Annotated in this window: 13 protein-coding genes; 10 read left to right on the top strand and 3 right to left on the bottom strand. The window is 58.6% G+C overall.

Annotation, left to right across the window (positions count from 1 at the left end; all coding sequences use genetic code 11):
• Nucleotides 1-231: 231 nt before the first annotated feature.
• From RBB76_RS19395 to RBB76_RS19430, 8 genes are all read left to right on the top strand, one after another.
• A complete protein-coding gene (locus RBB76_RS19395) occupies nucleotides 232-2,205 on the top strand; it encodes a peptidylprolyl isomerase (RefSeq protein ID WP_429629351.1) in 1,974 nt (657 codons plus the stop codon).
• A gap of 147 nt (nucleotides 2,206-2,352) precedes the next feature.
• Entirely contained in the window at nucleotides 2,353-3,474 is a 1,122-nt protein-coding gene (locus RBB76_RS19400; RefSeq protein WP_429629352.1) for an FUSC family protein, read from the top strand.
• A 67-nt stretch (nucleotides 3,475-3,541) separates the two neighbouring features.
• Nucleotides 3,542-5,137, top strand: coding sequence for a 4-alpha-glucanotransferase (gene malQ, locus RBB76_RS19405; RefSeq protein WP_429629353.1), 1,596 nt, complete (start codon nucleotides 3,542-3,544; stop codon nucleotides 5,135-5,137).
• 37 nt (nucleotides 5,138-5,174) lie between these two features.
• Nucleotides 5,175-5,360, top strand: coding sequence for a hypothetical protein (locus RBB76_RS19410; RefSeq protein WP_183761474.1), 186 nt, complete (start codon nucleotides 5,175-5,177; stop codon nucleotides 5,358-5,360).
• Nucleotides 5,357-5,959: a 3-hydroxyacyl-CoA dehydrogenase NAD-binding domain-containing protein gene (locus RBB76_RS19415; RefSeq protein ID WP_429629354.1), complete on the top strand. Its 603-nt coding sequence runs from the start codon at nucleotides 5,357-5,359 to the stop codon at nucleotides 5,957-5,959. The genes RBB76_RS19410 and RBB76_RS19415 overlap by 4 nt, the downstream gene beginning before the upstream one ends.
• A gap of 126 nt (nucleotides 5,960-6,085) precedes the next feature.
• Nucleotides 6,086-7,342 carry an ABC transporter permease gene (locus RBB76_RS19420; protein ID WP_429629355.1) on the top strand — a complete coding sequence of 419 codons (1,257 nt, stop codon included), beginning with the start codon at nucleotides 6,086-6,088 and terminating at the stop codon, nucleotides 7,340-7,342.
• A gap of 5 nt (nucleotides 7,343-7,347) precedes the next feature.
• Nucleotides 7,348-8,589, top strand: coding sequence for an ABC transporter permease (locus RBB76_RS19425; RefSeq protein WP_429629356.1), 1,242 nt, complete (start codon nucleotides 7,348-7,350; stop codon nucleotides 8,587-8,589).
• Between the two features lie 132 nt (nucleotides 8,590-8,721).
• On the top strand, nucleotides 8,722-9,390 hold the full coding sequence (locus tag RBB76_RS19430; RefSeq protein ID WP_429629357.1) for a pentapeptide repeat-containing protein: 669 nt from the start codon (nucleotides 8,722-8,724) through the stop codon (nucleotides 9,388-9,390).
• Here the strand turns inward: RBB76_RS19430 and RBB76_RS19435 are convergent, their stop codons facing one another.
• Both RBB76_RS19435 and lpxB read right to left on the bottom strand, forming a co-directional pair.
• Nucleotides 9,391-11,370 carry a M1 family aminopeptidase gene (locus RBB76_RS19435; RefSeq protein ID WP_429629358.1) on the bottom strand — a complete coding sequence of 660 codons (1,980 nt, stop codon included), beginning with the start codon at nucleotides 11,368-11,370 and terminating at the stop codon, nucleotides 9,391-9,393. It abuts the gene before it with no gap.
• Between the two features lie 45 nt (nucleotides 11,371-11,415).
• Entirely contained in the window at nucleotides 11,416-12,684 is a 1,269-nt protein-coding gene (gene lpxB / locus RBB76_RS19440; protein ID WP_429629647.1) for a lipid-A-disaccharide synthase, read from the bottom strand.
• A gap of 3 nt (nucleotides 12,685-12,687) precedes the next feature.
• Between lpxB and RBB76_RS19445 the strand changes: the two genes are divergently transcribed.
• Nucleotides 12,688-13,356, top strand: a complete 669-nt coding sequence (locus RBB76_RS19445) for a YdeI/OmpD-associated family protein (protein WP_429629648.1) — start codon at nucleotides 12,688-12,690, stop codon at nucleotides 13,354-13,356.
• A 62-nt stretch (nucleotides 13,357-13,418) separates the two neighbouring features.
• Complete coding sequence (locus RBB76_RS19450) at nucleotides 13,419-14,162, top strand: alpha/beta hydrolase (RefSeq protein ID WP_429629359.1); 744 nt, start codon at nucleotides 13,419-13,421, stop codon at nucleotides 14,160-14,162.
• Here the strand turns inward: RBB76_RS19450 and RBB76_RS19455 are convergent.
• Nucleotides 14,159-16,195, bottom strand: coding sequence for an ABC transporter ATP-binding protein (locus RBB76_RS19455; RefSeq protein ID WP_429629360.1), 2,037 nt, complete (start codon nucleotides 16,193-16,195; stop codon nucleotides 14,159-14,161). The genes RBB76_RS19450 and RBB76_RS19455 overlap by 4 nt on opposite strands.
• Nucleotides 16,196-16,217: the final 22 nt, after the last annotated feature.

Here is a 16,217-nt window from a genome sequence, read left to right on the forward strand (position 1 = left end):
CTGTGAAGGTGTCCATATGCGTAGTGAATCGTCCAAAGATGGACACTTGCGTCGCATGGCGCTCGCGGAAGATGAATTCCAGAGGCTGGTGATTTATACTTGTCGCTTGCCCTGCAACCGGCGTGGCGTTGGTCGAAAGACCTCCCCGCAAGGTCACGCAAAATCCCGGGCACGCAGCCAATCCTCCTTGTGGAGAGAGGCTTTCGCGCGAAGTGAAGGTTTTAGTCAAGCATGATTCGTATTCTGCAGCAGGACAACCGCATCACGAAGATTATCTTCGCCGTCATTATTGGATTTGCCGTGATCACGATGGTGATTACGCTGGTGCCAGGCATCTTTGACAACGCGACGACCAACGATTCGTCTGTGTATGCGACGGTGAAGCAGCCTGGTTATTTTGGGCGCGTGTTTGGTGAGAGCACTCCGATCAAGACGGTTGAAGTGAATCAGTTGGCTAGCCGGCAGTTGCAGCAACAGCACTTTCCAGATGCGTTGCTGCCGTACTTTTTGCCGCGCGCGGGGCAGATTCTGGTGCAGCGGGCGATCCTGAAGCATGAGGCCGACAGGATGAATCTACAGGTGAGCGATGAAGATCTGCGCCGTGAGCTGCAGACCGGACCGTTTGCGCAGTACCTGTTCCCGAATGGCCAGTACATTGGCGATGATGCCTACATCAACTTTGTGCAGAGCGCTTTCCAGACGACTCGTGGAGACTTCGAGTCGCAGGTGAAGAGCGACATGGAGCTGAACCGGCTTCAGGCGTTGATCACGGGCGGAGTTTCTGTCTCGGACAATGCGGTGCGCGAGGCTTATAAGGTCGATGGGACCAAGGTGAAGTTTGATTACGCGGTGATCTCGGCCGATGATGTGCGCAAGACGATCAATCCGTCGGATTCTGAGCTGCAGGCGTTCTTCAAGACGAACGCAGCGCGGTATGCGAATGCAGTTCCTGAGACGCGGAAGATCGAGTACGTCTCGTTCGATGCGTCCAACTTGCCGGGCGGCAAGCCTCAGATATCAGACGCTGACGTCTTGGCGTACTACAACGCGCACAAAGATCAATACCAGGTAAAGGAGCAGGCGAAGGTTCGCCATATTCTGATCGCGGTGCCTGCGGGCGCTGATGCGAAGACTGACGCTGCCGCGAAGGCGAAGGCTGAGGACATCCTGAAACAGATCAAGAGCGGCGGAAACTTTGCGGATCTGGCGAGCAAGAACTCGGACGATCCGGGCAGCAAGACGCAGGGCGGCGAACTTGGATGGCTGGATCCTGGCAAGACGGTGCCGGAGTTTGACAAGGCGGCGTTTTCACTGCCGGTTGGACAGACGTCAGATTTGATCAAGACCCAGTTTGGATACCACATCCTTCAGGTGGAGGATAAGAAGACCGCGCATCTTCGTCCGCTGGAAGAGGTGAAGGCGGAGATTGTGCCGGTGCTCGAACAGCAGCGGGTAGGCGCGGCGGAGCAGACGTTTGCTTCTGCGCTGGCTGCGGACGCGAAGAAGAACGGTCTGGGGAAGGCAGCTGCAGCGAAGGGTTTGCATACGGTTACGACGGACTTTGTTGCGAAGGATGGCGTGATTGCGGGGTTGGCAGATGGTTCGGCGCTGCTGACGCAGGCGTTCTCAGTGGTGAAGGGTGCTGATCCGGCGGCGGTTGCTACGGGCGATGGATTTGCCGTGTTCCAGGTGACCGACGTGAAGCCGGCTCATGCTCCGGAGTTTGCGGATTACAAGTCGCACATCCTCGAGGACTATCGTGAGCAGCAGGTACCTCAGTTGCTGAGCGCGCAGTTGAACAAGCTGGACGATCGGGCGAAGGTGCTGAACGATCTGAAGAAGGCTGCGGCGGAGATGAACGTTCCGCTGAAGACGAGCGACCTGGTAGGCAAGGATGGTCAGGTGCCGGATCTCGGCGCGATGAGCGGTGCCGGCTCGGTGGCTTTCTCGCTTCCAAAGGGTGCGATCTCAGGGCCGATCAATGCAGGACGGGTTGGAGTGGTTCTGAGCGTGATCGACAAGCAGGAACCGACGGCCGACGACATTGCGAAGAACTTCAACGCAACGAAGGACAAGCTGCTGAATGATCAGCGGGAGGAGATCTTCCGCGTGTATATCGGTGAGCTGACGCAGAAGTATGAAAAAGGCGGCGCTGTGAGGTTCTCGAAGCAGCAGACACAGCCTGGTTTGCCAGCCGGAAACTAGCTGCTTGCCTGACGTAGTGAGAGATGCCCCAGGGGAAGAATCTCCTGGGGCATTTTTGTCTTTTGCGCTGGTGTGGGCGTCGGCCGCGTGCGAAGTCCGATGGTACGCTTGTGGATCGACTATCGATATTTCTGTAAGGACGATTCGATGGAAACCGGCGGACAGGATCTCCAGGATTACGATCGCTCGTCAGATGTTATTGCTGGTGGCCATTTGTCGTTGATGTCGAGAGCTGCAGGGTGGATCGAACGAATCGATCCGGGGACGCACCGTCGTGTCAAGGGGCTTCGGCTGGTGACCGCTTATGGGATTGCGGCGTTGCTGGGGACGTTGCCGTCGATCACGCAAGGCCTGCGTGGCGGGGAGTCGCTGGGCACTCTTGCTGGTGGCTTTGCTCTGTGGGCGAGTGTGTCTGAGGCTCGAATTGTTCGGACAGAGTCGAGCCGCGATCTTGTCCTGTTGTGCGGAGCCGGAGTAATGGGCGCGGTGTTGATGATTTGGCTGGCTCCGTTCCTGATAGGGCCGGGTCGACCGGGTGCGGAGCTTGTGCTTGCTGTCGGGGCGTTTTTTGTTGGTTATCTGAAGCGGTACGGCGTTCTTGGTGCCGGAATAGGGTCGCAACTTTACCTTGGCCAACTCTTCGCCTTCGGATTGGGGCTTACGGCTGCAGACGTGAGGATGGTTGGGGTTGCAGGATTGCTTGCTGCTCTTGGGGCAATCGTTCCGCGCCTGCTGAGCGGCCCGGCAGAACATCCAGCCGTCTTGCTGACGACCGTGCCGAGAGATTCACAGAACAGTGAGCTGCCGGCGTTGTTTATGGGGTTGCAGGCGGCTGCGGCGGCGGGCGCGATCGTCGCATTGAATAATGCCATAGGACTGACTGAGTCCGCGTGGGCGATTACGGCGTCGACCTACGTTATTGCGAGTTCCAAGGCTGGCACGATCGAACGTGTTCGACGACGGATTGTGGGAACGATGATCGGGGTACCGCTGGGGCTTCTGTGTCTTCCGGTGGCGGACCGTGCGCCGCTGCTGGTCTGGGCGGCGGCGGGAATGGCCATGATTATCTATGCGGTGGCGCTTCCGGAGAGGTATGACGTCGCGTGTGCTGCCTTCGCCTTTGCGCTGATTGTCACGATGGCTGCGACCGGAGACCACTCGTTCAGGCTGCTTGCATCGAGGGGCTGGGAGACAGTGATTGGAGGTGTCGTCGGTGCGGTGGCGGCGATGCTGATTGTGCCGCGCTGGGCCTTTGGACATGGCCGATAATTTTGGGATTGTCTGCTGATGTGTTGGGTTTCTGGCATCATAGGTTGAAGTTGCATGAGGGGGCTTGATGAGTGGGGAAGTGAAGAACCAGGAGCGGTTGTCGGGAGTGTTGCTGCATGTCACGTCATTGCCGTCGTACGGGGGGATAGGGGACTTTGGACCGGCGGCGTATGCGTTCATAGACTTTCTGGCGGCGGCGAAGCAGAGGATGTGGCAGGTACTGCCGCTGAGTCCGACAGGGTATGGGAGTTCGCCTTATTCGGCGCTGTCTGCGTTTGCGGGGAATCCATTGTTGATCAGTTTGGAGACACTGGTAGGCGACGGATGGCTTGCGGGGGAGAGGATCGCGGGGCTGCCGGGGCATGATGGGCCCGCAGACTTTGAGGCCGCGTTCCGATTGAAGCTGCCGCTGATCGAAGAGGCAGCGGGGAATTTTCTCGATCACGCACCGGACGACAAGCGCGCGAAGTTCAATAGGTTCTGTGAACATAACAGCTCGTGGCTGCAGGACTATGCGATGTTCAACGTGCTTCGCCGCATGCATGACTATGCGAGCTGGCATGAGTGGCCGGCCGAGTATGCGCGGCGAGAAGGTGATGCGTTAGGTAAGCTCCTGAGCGATCGTGGGCGCGAGCTGGCGATTGAACAGGTGGTTCAGTTTTTCTTCAATGAGCAGTGGTGTGCCCTACGGGGATACTGTGCAGCGCGGAAGATTCGCATCATGGGCGATGTTGCGATCTTTGTGAACTATGACAGCGCGGACGTGTGGACGCATCCGGAGATGTTCGAGCTGGATGAGGATCTGAGACCGGTTCGGGTCTCGGGTGTGCCGCCGGATTATTTTTCCGTGACGGGGCAGCGGTGGGGCAATCCTCTTTACAAGTGGGGGCTTTTAAAGGAGCGCGGATTTGATTGGTGGGTGGCGCGAATTCGGCGGTCGCTGACGCTGTACGACGTGATTCGGCTGGATCACTTCCGCGGATTTGAGGCCTTCTGGTCGATTCCGGCCGATGAGGAGACGGCGATCAATGGGCAGTGGATCAAGGCCCCGGGGCATGAGCTGTTTCAGCGGCTGAAGGAGGTCTTCGGAGAGCTGCCATTCGTGGCGGAGGATCTGGGGCTGATTACGCCTGAGGTCGATGAGCTGCGGGAGCACTTCGGAATGCCGGGTATGCGGATCCTGCAGTTTGGCTTCTCCGATCGCGGAGCGCATCTTTATCTTCCGCACCGGTATGTTCCAAATACGGTGGTGTACACAGGGACGCACGACAATAACACGACGCTGGGATGGTGGCGGGATAATGTGAGCGACGTCGAGCGCACGAATGCGCAGACGTATCTACAGAAGATCAATCATGACGAGGACATTGTCTGGGCGATGATTCGCGCGGCGGCCCGGTCGGTTGCGAATCTTTGCGTGTTTCCCCTGCAGGATGTGCTGCATCTGGGGAGCGAGGCGAGGATGAATACGCCTTCGGCTGGTGCGGGAAACTGGAGTTGGCGGTACGGTTCGAATGCAGTACATCCGGACTTTGCGAGCCAGCTTGCCGAGTTGATGGTGATGACCGACCGAGATGGGTGGGAGAAGCCGACAGAGGGTGGCGAGGCCGGTAAGCCTGTGGAAGAAGCATCGAAACGGGCAGAGCTGGGCGCGAACGTTTAGACTGGGAGGGTATCTTAATTCTCAGGAGCACCAAAGCATGCCTCTCTCTGGCGAAGCAATCCGCACTATGAACTACGTTGATGACATCTCAGTAACGCTGCGCCGCATTCTCGCGGTGCTGCCGTCACTGACAGAGGAGGAGCGCCAGCGCGTGTCCGAGCATATAAAGGGCGCGGAGCCAAGCTATGAGTCCGTGATCACGGCAGTCGCGAGCAAGAAGTGAAGGAAGAGGCTGTTGGCCAGCCATCGCCCGAGATTCGCAGGGTTGCGATTATCGGAGCCGGAGTGGCTGGCCGCAGCTTCGCTTTAGCTTGTGTTGCCGCGGGCTTTGATGTGGTTCTGGAAGATGTGATGCCGGCCAATCTGTGGCGCGCTGAGGCGGAGTACTCGGACTTGAGTGCTCGCGTGGCCGCGGGGAGTCTGGAGTTGGCGCAGACGGTCGAAGACGCCGTGCGTACGGCTGATATTGCGGTGGACTTTGTGCCGGATGAGCTGGAGTCAAAGCTGGAGATCTTCAGCATGATAGACCGCATGGCTCCCCCAAAGACCATCTTGTGTACCCCTAGCTACGCGTTGAGCATCACGGATCTCGCTTCCTGTGTGTATAGACCGGAGCGGTGTTTTGCGGTGCGGGGGAATCTCGTTCGTGGCGATGCGGCGGTGGCACCGATCGTGCGGCTGTTGTACCCGGCGGCAACACAGGAGCCGATCATCGAGACGGTTCGTGTTTTTTTGCGTACTCTTGGAGTTGCGGTAGAGGCAGAGGCCGATCCGGACGAACCTGTCCTGAGAAAAAGTGCTTCGCCCTCCGTGTCGCGATAGCTTGGACTTCTGTTGGCCTCCCTTTCCGTGTTTGCAATGTTGTCGATTTTTATCCGGTATTCGTAGGGAACTGTTTCAATCAACCCTGCGTAGACCATTGCGGAGAGTCTTCGTCCAACCATAGCTATGCGCGCCCTTTTCAATGTATTTGCTCAGGTATTCCGGTCGATCGGTGCCAATAAGCTACGTTCGTTCCTTACGATGTTTGGGATCGCATGGGGCGTGGCTTCGCTGCTGCTGCTAATTGGGCTGGGCGAGGGGTTTCGGTCGGGGCAGCGGCGTGGGCTGGCTGAGCTTGGCACCGACGTGATCATGATGTGGGGTGGGACGATTCCTGTGTTGCCGGAGCAGCATGTGGGGATGCGCCCGTACAAACTGACGCTGAGTGACGCCGCGGCGATTCGCGCCGAAGCGCCGGATGTTCGGAATGTGACCTCGATCATCAATCGCAGCGATCTGAAGCAGGTGAGCGACTTTTCGAGCGCGGGCGGACAGGTGCTTGGGGTCGAGCTTAACTACCCGCAGATTGCGAATCTTCCTATCGCGCAGGGGAGATTTCTGAATGAGGAGGACATTGCCGAGCGGCGGCAGGTGGTGGTGCTTGGGCAGCGGATGGTCGGGTTGTTGTTTCCGGGACGGCCTCCACTAGGCGCGGTAATCACGTTGAACGGCTATCGATTTCAGGTGATTGGGGTAGCAAAGAAGGTCGGGCGCGGTAATAACGACGGGAGTAATCAGCGGATTTATATTCCGTTGACCACGATGCAGGAGTTTTTCCCGATTACGGGCGACAATATCCCGCAGGATTCGATCTCCTCGATACAGTATCAGCCGCTGACGGAAGAGTTGAACGAGACGGCGAAAGCCGAGGTGCACAAGGTCATCGCAACGCGGCATGGCTTCGATCCGGCTCGGAAAGAAGGATTCGAAGAGTGGGACACCATCAAGTCGAACCGAATGGTGGGACTGATCTTTACGGCGATGGATGTGTTTCTTGGGGGCGTTGGAATTGTGACGCTGGCACTGGGAGCGGTGGGAATCATCAACATCATGCTGGTGACGGTGACCGAACGGACCAAGGAGATTGGACTGCGAAAAGCACTGGGCGCTACAAATCGAAGCATTCTCTTCCAGTTCTTTCTTGAGGGACTGACGTTGACGGCGTTGAGTGGGCTGATCGGGATAATTGGTGCGGCGGCTCTGATGGCCGCGCTTGGTTCCGTGGTTGGGGATAACGACATGGGGTTCGATCCGCCGCGGCTGGTGCCGTGGTCGGCGGCGATGGCGATGGGGACTCTAACCCTGTGCGGGATTGTGGCTGGACTTTACCCGGCGAGGCAGGCTGCAATGTTGGCCCCTGTTGAAGCACTGCGAAAGGAATAAGACAAATGCTGAGTGACATCCTTGGACAGGCTATTGAGGCGATGAAGCACAATCGCCGACGCACGATGATTACGATTGTGGGCATGGCGTGGGGCATCGCGACGGTGGTGTTGCTGCTGGCGTATGGTGCAGGGTTTGGGCAGGCGTTCGAGAATATCTTTGCGCAGTTCGGAACGAACATGATCGGGGTGTTTCCTGGACGCACGAGCGAGCAGGCGGGTGGATCGAAGGCCGGCGTGCAGGTTCGCTTGACGCAGGATGACGTGGAACGCATTCAAGAGACGGTGCCGGGGGTGATGCGCGTGGCGCCGACGGTGGATAAGACCGTGCCGGTGCAAAACGATCTGCATAGTTTTAGCTGGGACGTGACTGGGATTACGCCGGAGCTGCAGTCGATCCAGAGGCTGGAGCTTGCCGCTGGACGGCCAATCACAGAGGCAGATGTGCAGCAGAGGGCGCATGTTACGGTGATCGGCTCGGAGGCGAAAACAAAGCTATTTTCGGGGCTGTACCCGATTGGTGAGAAGATTCGGCTGAACGGCGTGAGCTTTGAGGTGGTGGGAGTGATGACGCCGAAGATGCAGGAGGGCGACGACAGCGACATCAACCGCCAGGTGAATGTCCCGCTGACGACGATGAGCGATATCAAGGACACCAAGTATCTCGATGGCATCTGGATGGATTACAAGGGCGAGCCAAAGATGGTAGAGGAGGCGTTGCGCAAGACGCTCGCTACAGCGCATGGATATCGGCCGAGTGATCGTCGCGCGGTGTTTGTGGCTAACATCATGGAGCAGCTGACACAGTTCCGGATTATCTCGCTGGGGCTGCAGGTATTGCTGTCGTTCATTGGCGCGCTGACGTTGGGGATTGCGGGCATTGGGCTGATGAATATCATGCTCGTGAGTGTGCAGCAGAGGACGCGTGAGATCGGCGTCGAGAAGGCGCTGGGTGCGAGGAAGCGGCATATCCTGATGCAGTTTCTGGCTGAGGCGCTGGTGATCTCGGGCGTTGGCGGCGTGGGCGGGATCGCGCTGGCGTATGCGGTGGCGAAGGGTGTGGGGCGGATTACCTTCTACAGTGCGCTGGCTTCGAATGCGGAGGCGGGCGATATTCATCTGCTGATTTCGCCCAATACAGTGCTCGTTGCGACTGTCATTCTGATCATTGTAGGGACCATCAGTGGGATGATTCCTGCGATGAAGGCGGCGAGTCTGGATCCGATTGAGGCGTTGCGGTACGAGTAGAGCCACTCTTTCTTCTCGTTCGTGTGTAGATGCAGTTGCGAGAAATGCGACGAACTTGGCTAGCATGAAGGTGTCTGTCGTCGCGGAGGCTCGCCGACGGATTGCTGGTTACTAAGAGTTTGCGGAGGGCAGTTGAAGCAGGCCAAAAGTCTCAAGGAGTTTGTATTCCATCGTCGAGAACCCGAAGTTCACGACGATTTGATCGCTTTGGCTGGCGCTAAGGCTCTCTTTGAACGTGATGTGATCTCGATCTCCGAAAGTTTGATCGAGGGAGTTCAATTTGGAGAGTGCAACGCAACGTCCCTCTTCATGGAGGGCTCGGTTGTCGAGCGCGTCAACCTGTCGAACTGCAGCTTTGGCTCGGTCAAGCTGGTGGATGTTCGCCTGATGAATTGCGACCTGGGAAATTTAGAGGCTAGAGCCATGAGTCTGGTGAGAGTGGAGTTCATCAACTGCCGCATGACTGGGTTTCGAGCGGGAAAACTTGAGTGTCAGGACGTGCTGAACTCGCAGGGCGATCAACGGTACTCTCAATTCCGGTTCTCTCATTTCAAGTCGTCGGAGTTCGAGTCCTGCAACTTCGAGGATGCTGATTTTTACGGAACAGATCTGTCGGGAACGCGGTTTCGAAGATGCAATCTCCGGAATGCGGAGATGAGCAAGACGAAGCTCGTTGACGCGGATCTTCGAGGGTCGGCGGTGGACGGAGTTCAGGTGAACGCGGAGGATATTCGAGGCGCAGTGGTCGATGCGTCGCAGGCGATGCTATTCGCTCCGCTTTTGGGTATACGAATCGCGTAGTTAGTTCTCTGTCTGTTCGCGCTTGTAGGGTTTCTGCATGGAGGCGCGAGCTTCGTTGACTGCCCCCTGTGTGTTGTCGTTGGTCTGAACGGCTAGACGATACTCGTTGACGGCACGATCGCGCTGGCCGGTGACATCAAAGATACGGCCGAGTTCGATATGACTCCAAACCTCGACCCATTTGGGATCACCATCGCCGCGGAGGGCATCGCGGAAGCTGTTGGCGGCCGACTGGTAGTTGCGCTGCATGAAGAAGATTTCGCCGATACGATAGGCGGCGAGAGAACTGTTTTTGTTGGCGTCGAGAGCCTTTTGATATTCGATAAGGGCGCCGGTCAAATCGCCCTGCGCGACCAGCTCCTGGCCACGAAGAACGGCGACACGGACGGCGAGGTCGGGTGTGCTCTTTAGCAGCCAGTTTTCGGGGTCGATGCTGATGCGACGGGGACGGCCGAAGGTTTCGATGGAGTACTGCGAGTCGGAGCCGGAGATGTCGACGCGACGGATCTCGGTTTTTCCGTCAGTTTCGATGCGGAGCTCAATCGGCATACGGAAGAGGTCGAGGTCCTGGGTAATGGCGCCGACGGTGCGAAAGCCCTTGTTGTCACCGAGGCGGAAGACGGAGTACTTGTCGGCGAATGCGGGGGCGCCGGTGCCGTCAAGCCATTGGGCAAAGAACGCCTGGAGTTCGAGGTTGGACTGCTTCTCGGCGATCGTCTGGACGTTGGAGCTACGTACGGACTTGTCGGCGTACTCCGAAAGGATGGCACGGAGGAACTTGATGAAGACATCGTCTCCCATCTCCCAGCGAAGCATATGGAAGACCATGGCTCCTTTTTCGAGGGTCATGGATTGGAACTGAGGCGAGAAGGGGTCGAGGCGGCCGATGGTGGTGAGGGGTTCCGTGTCGTAGGCCAGAGCGCCAGCGGAGATATCGGTGATGGCTGACTGGAAGGCGTTTTTGCCGGAGGAGTCCTCGAGGTACATCAGCTCGGCGTAGCGCGACATGCCGTTGGTGATCCAGGCGTCGTTCATGGTTGCGGGCGAAACCTGGCTGCCCCACCACTGATGGGCGAGGGTGTTGGAGAGCAGACGCTGCTCGTTGCGCGCGGCGATGCGATTGCCCGCGATTGCGGCGATCTCGGGGGCCCATGTGGCGGAGACGGTGTCGTCGGGCAGTTCGACGAGATTCATGTGAGTGGATTCTGTCTGGCCGAAGGTTCCGGACATGAAGAGGTATTCGCGCTCGCCCAGACTGGCGAAGTCGTGGGCGTGGTCTTTGTGCTTTTCGGTGACGTAGACACGCATGTTGCCGGCGGTGATCGGCTCAAGGAATTTGCCGGCAATGATGGTGCCAGGGAAGCCGGGTTTGGCCCACTTGAAGGTGTGTTCTGTGCGGTTACCGGGGAGGCTTTTGGCTGCGGCGACGCCACTGCCGGAGCCAATAACACGCTCGTCGGATGGAACGCGAATGTGCATCTCGGCAGTGAAGCGGTTGGTGAAGAGGCCGGTCATGGGGAACCAGCGGCCGGGATAGAGCAGGATGCTAATGGGATCTTCGATTGAGGCGAGCTTGATGCCTTCGACAGGGCTGGTTTCAGAGCCTTTGAGGGTGCCTGCGTACGTGAAGTGAAAGGTGGTGCTGGTGCCCTTAGGGATCGGTGCTGCGAGGGTGAACCGTACGGTGCTGTTGTTGGTGAGGCGCTCGGATTCGAGGGGGTGGCCCTGGGCGTCGGTGACCTTGGTGATCTGCAGACCGTTGTTCAGTTCGAAGGTCGGCGTGGTGAGCTCTTCGAGTGCGGTGAAGGTGACGTCTGCGGTGGCGCTGAGGCGGTTGACCGAGGGGTCGAGGTCGGCGTTGATGAGATAGCTGGTGATCTGGAGCTGCGGCTTAGCCGGCGCAGCCCATACCGTGGCGGTCAGACAGAGAGTGAGGGCTGTCAGGGATGTCGTTCGAAGGATGCGGAAGAGAGCGGACATGCGAGCTAAGGTTCCTCAAAACACAATGGTACAGCGGTCGATTGATTAGACGCTTGCAGGAACGTTTCGGCCACCTGCGGGAGTATTTCGCGGTAAAAGTGCTTCAACTGCGTCGGCAACCTCCAGGATGGAGGAGGATTTCGAGGCGGGACGGAGGATTTGGCCTACCTCGGCGAGATCGGCGATCATCTGGCTGCGTTCCGGAGCGTCGGCAAGCAGGGGGCGTAGGGCGGACGCTACGTTTTCGGCAGTGAAACGGTCCTGCAGGAGCTCGGGGACGATGCGGCGGCCGGCGATGAGGTTGACCATGGCAATGGGGAGGTTGCCGTCGGCGTCGAGGGGGGCAGGGATCTCTGGCGGATAGTGGACGAGGTGTTTTGCCAGCCTGAAGGTGAGCGGGGAGACTTTATAGACGACGACAAAGGGGTTGCCGATAACGGCAGCCTGGACCGTGGCGGTTCCGCTGGCGACGACGCTGGCGCGGGCGTGGTGAAGGGCGTTGCGGGCGTCAGGAACCAGGTGCGCTGGCGAGCCTGCGCCGCCGCGCTTGCTCGCAGATATAAGTTGCTCGACCCATTCACGTTTGAGGGTAGAGGCGACAGGGACGATGTACTCGTAACCGTTGCCGAGCGCGGCGGCCGCGTCGAGCATGGTCGGAAGGTTTAGTCTTACCTCCTTCGATCGTGAGCCGGGCAGCAGAGTGATCCACGGCTTTTCGGGATTTAGGTTCTGCTGTTGGGCGTAGTCTTCGCGCGAGATCGTCGGGAGGGGCAGTTCGGTCAGGGGATGGCCAACAAATGTGGCGTCGACGCCCCGGGCTTGATAGAACTTTTCTTCAAACGGGAAGATGACCATCATCCGGCTTACGCGCTGTTGCACCCAGCGGAGGCGGCGCCGCTTCCAGGCCCAAAGCTGTGGGCTGACGAAGTAGATTACGGGGATGCTGAGTTTTTTCAGTTCGCGGGCGAGGCGGAAGTTGACGTCAGGAAAGTCGATGAGGATCGCGACATCGGGGCGATGTTTTTTGATGGAGGCGACGAGGCGGCGGTACTCACCATAGATGTAGGGCATGTGCCGGATCACCTCGGTGATGCCCATGTGGGCGACGTCTTCGGCACGGACGATGCGGCTGAGGCCGGCGGCTTCCATCTCTTTACCCCCGAGGCCGAAACTGGCGAGCTGCGGGTGGCGCCTGCGAAGTTCGGTGAGGAGCTGGGCGCCGTAGTGGTCGCCGCTGGCTTCGCCGGCAGAGAGAAAGATGCGCGGGTTGGGGCTCGTGACGATGGAACCAGTGTAGATTTTTCTGGAGAGGATTGCATGGGTTTAAGTGCAGTCAAGAGGTTTCGCGGGGTGCTGGAGCCAGCCAATAACGGGCTGGGATGGGTGATTGTGCGGCTTCCCTTTGAGATTGAGAAGGCATGGAAGAAGATGGTGCGGTTGCGGGTGAAGGTTGAAATTGGTGGAGAGGTATTTCGAACATCTTTGTTCGGCGATGCGGTTCGGGGCGGGCATTTTGTGCTCGTGAATAAGAAGATGCAGAGGGCAGCGGCGGCGAAGGTTGGGGCGATGGTGGACTTTGCGATCGAGCCGGACTTGGACGAGCGCGAGGCGGTGGTGACGCCGGAGTTTGAGAGGTTGCTGAAGCGGCAGAAGAAGCTGGCGAGGTGGTATGGGGAGCAGAGCGAGTCGATGCAGCGCGAGGTGGGCAAGTGGCTGGGCGCGGTGAAGAGTGTCGAGGCACGTCAGAGAAGGGCGGAGCAGATGGCGGAACGAATGCTGCTGGCCATGGAAGGGGAGAAGATTCTACCGCCGGTAATAGAGGCGGCGTTTGGCCGGGTGCCTGCTGCGCGCAAGGGATGGAAGGCGATGACCTTGACGCAGCGTCGGACTAATTTGCTAGCGGTCTTTTACTATCAGGGTCCGGAGGCCCGCGAGAAGCGCGTGAAAAAGCTGGTTGAGGATTGCTTGAGGGCGGCGGAAAGATGAGAGACCGCATTCTTTCTCTTGCGTTGGACGTTGTCGGTCGGGTGTTTCTGCGAAGAGATCGATTGACTGGCTCTATGAAACGCTTGCTGGACGCGTTCGCCTTTGATCAGCAGCGTTTGACGATTCCAAGCGGCGGCAGAAAACTTTCCGCGGTGTATGTTCGAGCGAGCGATGACGCACCTGTATTTCTGATCTGTCATGGGATCGGCGAGCAGGTTGAGTACTGGAGTGGCGTGCAGGAGTTGCTGAGGGCGATGGACGTTTCCTCGCTCGTGTTCAATTACTCCGGATATGGCGCCAGCTCAGGCAGGGTGAGCGTGGCGCACTGTGAAGAAGATGCGATTGCGGCTTATCGGGAGTTAACGGACCGGGGGCACCGGTCCATATTCCTGCTCGGCTTTTCTCTTGGAAGCGGCGTGGTTTTAGCTGTCGCTCCACAGCTAAAGATCGACGGCGTCATTCTTTGTCAGGGGTACTCCACGCTTCGTGAAGCGGCGCTCGCGATGGGCTTTCGACGTTGGATGACGCATGCGATGCCTGATGTCTGGCATAACCTTCGGCAGTTGAATGAAATCAAGACGCCGGTTCTAGTAATCCACAGCGATGGAGATCAGCTTTTTCCAGTGGCTATGGCGAAGCGAGTCAATGAGGCTTGTGGGGAGAGCGGCGAGCTGATCATCGTCTCTGGATTTGCACACGATGGCCCGGTCTACTTTCCGACAGAGGCATACTGGCGCCCCGTTGTTGAGTGGGCAGAGCGAGTGTCTTCGAGGGTCACGGTACGGGAGCTGCCTGCCGGAGACTAGTCGGCGCTGAGTGGTTCGAGCGGAACCGAGTCACTGCCAGTGCCGAGTTCCTGGTCGCGGTACTGGAGTTGGTAGAGCTTCCAGTAGAGGCCGCGCTCGGTGAGGAGCTGCTGGTGCGTGCCGCGCTCGCGGAGTTGGCCCTTGTGCATCACGAGGATGGTGTCTGCGCGCTGGATGGTGGAGAGCCGGTGTGCGATAAGGATGGAGGTACGTCCGGTGATCATGCGGGAGAGCGCGAGACGGACACGTAGTTCGGTGTCGGTGTCGACCGAGGAGGTGGCCTCGTCGAGGATGAGGATGCCGGGGTCGTGGGCGAGGGCGCGGGCGAAGCTGATGAGCTGCTTCTGGCCGGTGGAGAGAGTCGCGCCACGTTCGCGGACAGGCTCGTCAAATTGCAGAGGAAGGGAGCGGATGAAGTCGCCTACGTTGACCTCGTCTGCTGCACGCTGAAGACGCTCGTCAGTGATCCACTTGGAGCCGAGGCGAATGTTGTCGGAGATAGTGCCGGTGAAGAGGAAGGGATCCTGCAGGACGACGCCGAAGCGTTGACGGAGTTTCTTCAAATCCTGCTTGCGGACGTCAACACCGTCGACGAGGATGCTGCCGCGCTGGATGTCGTAGAAACGCATCATCAGGCCGGTGATGGTGGTCTTTCCGGCCCCGGTGTGGCCGACGATTGCGGCGGTCTCGTCTGGTTCGACAGTGAAGGTAACTCCGCGAAGGATCCATTCGATGTCGGCGAAGGTGTTGAGTTCTTCTTCGGTGGCGGCAGCGACGCGAGTGCGTTGGGCTTCGTCGAGAGCCTGATAGGTGAACCAGACGTTGTGGAACTCGACGCGGCCCGAGTTGTCGCCCGTTACAGGAGAGGCAGGGGAAACGATGCTGGGTTCGGTGTCGAGCAGCTTGAAGACGCGTTCGCTGGCGGCCATGGCGGCTTGCAGGATGTTGTACTTTTCGCTGAGGTCCTGAATGGGGCGGAAGAAGCGTTGGGCGTACTGGATGAAGGCGATGAGGATGCCTACCGTGACGACGCTGCTGGCCTTTGGCAATGCGTGAAGAAGAGGTTGAAGCTCGTGTAGCTGAGTGGCCTGGAGGTAGTGGAGAGCTGATATGCCTCCGCGCCAGATGATGAGCGCGATGGCAGTGGCGCTGAGAAACTCGACCACCGGATAGTAGACGGCATAGGCGAAGATGGCGTCGGTCCAGGCTTGTTTGTTTTCGGCGTTGACGGCGGAGTAGTCGTTGAAGGCGCGGCGCTCGCGGTTGAAGAGTTGCACAATGGACATGCCGGAGACGTACTCCTGCGTGAAGGAGTTGATGCGGGCTGTGGCAGCGCGTTGGCGGCGGTAACTGTCTCGAACGTGACGGCGAAAGATCTTGGTGACGTAGAGGATCGCCGGGATGACTGAGAGCGCGAGCAGGGCAAGAGGCCAGCTCATCCGCAGCATGATAAGCACGATGAAGAGGAGAACGAAGATGTCCTCGAAGATGGCGAGCACGCCCGAGGTAAACATCTCGTTAAGCGCGTCTACGTCGGAGGTGACGCGGGTGACAAGTTTGCCGACTGGGTTGTGATCGAAGAAAGAGGGCTGCATGCGCTGCAGATGACGGAAGATCTGGCTGCGAAGATCGAACATGATCTTCTGCCCGGTCCACTGCATCATGTAAGTTTGCGCGAACTCGAGTACGTAGGTGAGAAGGAGCGCGCCGAGGTAGAGGCAGCCGATCTGGGTAATGCCGGTCATGGGGCGCGAGCTGAGATGGCGTGCGAGCCAGGACAGCTTGGCCGGTGGCGTATTGGTCATGTAGGTGTCGACCGCGACCTTGACCAAGTAGGGACCCATCACGTCGGTGGAGGCCTTGAAGAAGATGGTGAGAGCGGAGAGCCCGGTCTGCAGTTTATAGGGCCTGAGATAGGTAAGCAGACGACGCATCAGGCGTCCGTCGTAGGCCTTGCCGGCGACCTCATCGTCCGGCGATGGCTTTTTCGCGGTCTCATCCTTTGGATTCTTCGGTTTCTGTTCGTCTGCCATAGGCAATCTCTATTCTAGATGC

Source organism: Tunturiibacter psychrotolerans (genome assembly GCF_051013365.1).
Classification (GTDB): domain Bacteria; phylum Acidobacteriota; class Terriglobia; order Terriglobales; family Acidobacteriaceae; genus Edaphobacter; species Edaphobacter psychrotolerans_A.